The organism is Actinomycetota bacterium, from assembly GCA_041658565.1.
Taxonomy (GTDB): Bacteria; Actinomycetota; AC-67; order AC-67; family AC-67; genus JBAZZY01.
Window position 1 is genome coordinate 1 of sequence record JBAZZY010000067.1, and the last position, 3,456, is coordinate 3,456.

The following is a 3,456-nucleotide window of genomic DNA, read 5'->3' on the forward strand; positions in this document are numbered from 1 at the left end:
TTGAACTGCGGCGTGAACGATCGCCTGGTTCGTTGCTCTCGTTTTTCCATTCGGACATCCTCTCCGGGGCAAGGCCCCACATGGTGGATGTCCGTCGAATCGGGTCAGGCCCACTGATCGACTTGCGTGACCGCAACGGGCAAGGTCTCACGTTCGCCTACAACCAGCCGGGCGAGTTGGTCGGCATCAGTGATTCGGTTGGACGGGACGTTGCTCTGGAGTACGACGGCAGTGGCGGCCTGGTGCGCCTTCTTCTCCCTGACGGAAGGTCAGTCAGGTACACGTATGCATCGGGTCGTCTCGCGGCCGCGACCGATGTTCGCGGAGGGACCATCACGTATTCCTACGATGCCGGCGGACGCCTGTCGGAGGTCGTTGATCAGAATGGGCATTCGGTTGTCCGCAACACCTACGGCGCTGATGGCAGGGTTGTCGAGCAGCTGGACGCACGAGGTAGCCGGAGTGTGTTCTCTTGGGACGGTGAGACGGAGACGGCGACGATGCTCGATGCAAGAGGGGGGATGTGGCGGGACATCTACTCGAACGGCATTCTCGTTGCCCAGATCGATCCGTTGGGGAACACCATCAGTTACGGCTACGACGTTGATCTCAACCAGACAAGCAGGATGGACGCACGCGGGAACACTTGGACGTTCGTATACGACGCACGAGGCAACATGATCCGGCGAACGGCGCCTGACCCGCTCGGGTACCAAGAGGACTTCACCTTCAACGCACGTAATGACGTCGCGTCATACACGGATGGAAGGCGGCGCGTGACGGCCTTCGACTATGACGCGAACGGAAACCTGATCCGCATGATCCGTCCGGGGAGCGTAGTGACTACGTTTTCCCGGAACCCGTCTGGAACGGGTCAGCTCGTCGGGATTCAAAACCCCCTTGGGCGGCAGACATCGTTCTGGTACGACTCGTATGGCAATCTGGTCCGGATAGGGTGGCCAGCCGGGGCTTCGACGACAATGACGTACGACACGGCGGGGAGAGTGGCATCGGTGGTTGAACCGCGCGGGAACGAAGTCGGCGCTGATCCCGATCAATACCGGTGGACTTTTCAGTATGACGCCGCAGGTTATCTCCTTAGACGATCGGATCCTCTGGGTCATGAGACCATCTACGCGTACGACGGCGTTGGAAACCGAACGTCCGTGACCAATGCGAAGGGCGGGGCGAGCGTTTTCGAGTTCGACGCAGCCAATCACCTTGTCAAGGCTGGATCCCCGTTGCCTGGCGCGGAAACCAACTACCGGTATGACGCGGGGGGTAATCTCATCGAGAGGATCGACGCTGCAGGGAGAAGCGCCGGGTTCTCTTATGATGCGGCGGGTCGCCTGACTGAAGCCACAACACCATTGGGAACGACCAGTTTCGAGCATGACCCGAACGGCAACTATGTGCGGAAGACTACCCCCGCAGGAAACGCAACCATTGGTGATCCGGCAGACGGATCGGTGACCTACGCCTACGATTCCATCAACAGATTGATTGGGATCACCTACAGCGATTCGACACCCCCCGTCCAGTTCTCGTACGACGCCAACAGCAACAGAACAGCCATGACGGACGGTGCCGGGACGGAAACGTATACGTACGACGACTTAGACCGGGTCACACGTATCGCGCGCGGCGCGATCGCATGGATCTATGAGTATGACGCCGTGGGAAACGTGATGCGCCGCGGCGGAACTGCAGGCGACGTGCGCTACACGTACGACGAGGCGGGCCGGATGTCGTCGGCCGGCACCGGTAGCGGCGCCGTCAGTTATCAGTACGATGCCGCCGGGAACCTCGTGAGGACGAATCTCCCGGCGAGCAATGGGTTCATGGAAAACCGCGCGTATGACCGCGCGGGCCGACTGGTGTCTTTGCGCACGACCAGCGGTGATCGTACGTTGTCGGCCTTCGAGTATTCCCTGGATGAGCTGGGCAACCCGTTCGCAGTGACGGACGCGCTTGGGGGGACGACGACCTTCAAGTATGACGAGCTGCAACGTGTCACCGAGGTCTGCTACGTGCGGGCGTGCACGCTTCCGGCGGACAAGTTCATCCGGTGGACGTATGACCGGGTGGGGAATCGCACGTCTGAGACCAGGAGTATCGGAACGACAAACTTCGCCTACAACGATGCCGACCAACTGACCTCACGGAGCGGTCCGACCGGGGACGTTACCTACTCGCATGATCTGAACGGGAACATGACGTCGGCGGGGGACAAGACCTTCTCGTACGACTTGGACAACAGGCTCGTGCGCGCCGGCGACAGCACATCGACGATTCGGTACCGCTACGACGGGGATGGGAACCGAGTCGAATCCGAGACCACGCCGGAGGGGTCTTCGCCGACCATAAGTCGACATCTGTGGGACCGCGTCAACGTAGTTCCCCAACTGGCCGCCGACACCAACGCAAATGGCCAGGTTGCCCGCACCTACGACTACGGTCTGCAGCGCATCAGCATGAGTGTCGCCGGGGAGAGGCATTTCTATCATCACGACGCGCTCGGCAGCGTCGTGAACGTGACCTCGTCCACGGGAATGCTGGAGGCGAGCTACAGCTACGAACCCTTCGGCGCCGCACGCAAGGTCACCGTGACGAGCCCCCTCGCACCGGCGAACCCGATGCGTTTCGCCGGTGAATCGCTCGATGCCACGGGGCTGTACAACCTGCGCGCGCGCGCCATGGATCCGAGCCTTGGCAGGTTCCTGCAAGTGGATCCCGTCGCGTCCCCCGTTGGGACTCCCTACGTCAGTGCGTACGTCTATGCGAACAACCGCCCAACGGTGTTGATCGATCCACTCGGCTTGTTCCCCTGGCGCACCGTGTTCAAGGGAATCGCCGTGGTGGCCAGCGTGGTGGCCGTGGTGGCAAGTGCAGGTCTGCTGGCTCCACCCACTGCGGCGATCGTTCTGTCCATCTCGACGGTCGCCGGCGTTGGCGCATCGGTTGTCGGAACGATGTTGGACTGTGCCGACGAGGATGCGAGTTCTGAGTCCTGCGCTGACAGCATGGTGCAGTCCGGAGTTGGCCTTGTTCTGGCGGGGGTTGGCGTGAAATCGGTTAGCAACGCTACCCAGCTCGCAGCGGCTCTGGCCGATGTTGCTATGCACGTCCTCGGTCCGACGAAGTGAGTGTCTTCTTCGGGACCTTCCTGTGGGGTGGCGCCATGCTGCTCTTCGGGCTGTACTTTGTTGCACTGAGCCGTGGACCCGTCCCCAGTTGTGCGGATCCCTTCGCGCGCGAACGGATCAGGGCGTTCCGACGGACAACTCCGTACATCTTCCTCGCAAGCTTCCTTGCGCTGCTCGTGGGTTCCGTTGGCGTGGTCACCCAGGCCACGATTTCCACCCCGGCCCCCCGGTACTTCGCCGCCACCGGGGGCTACGGCGCGGTGGTGGCCGCGGTGGGGATCGGTCTCGGGGTGCTCGCACGGATGCGCGC

At 61.9% G+C, this 3,456-nt stretch carries 2 protein-coding genes; both read left to right on the forward strand.

The window, feature by feature from the left end; translation table 11 throughout:
* The first annotated feature begins 80 nt into the window (after positions 1–80).
* Positions 81–3,146, forward strand: coding sequence for an RHS repeat-associated core domain-containing protein (locus WDA27_14875; GenBank protein ID MFA5892206.1), 3,066 nt, complete (start codon positions 81–83; stop codon positions 3,144–3,146).
* A 35-nt stretch (positions 3,147–3,181) separates the two neighbouring features.
* On the forward strand, positions 3,182–3,456 hold a 275-nt coding region (locus tag WDA27_14880), incomplete at its 3' end, for a hypothetical protein (protein ID MFA5892207.1).

Excerpts from the sequence above, each read along its gene's own strand:
- WDA27_14875 (MFA5892206.1), top strand. The coding sequence starts at position 81 with ATGGTGGATGTCCGTCGAATCGGGTCAGGCCCACTGATCGACTTGCGT.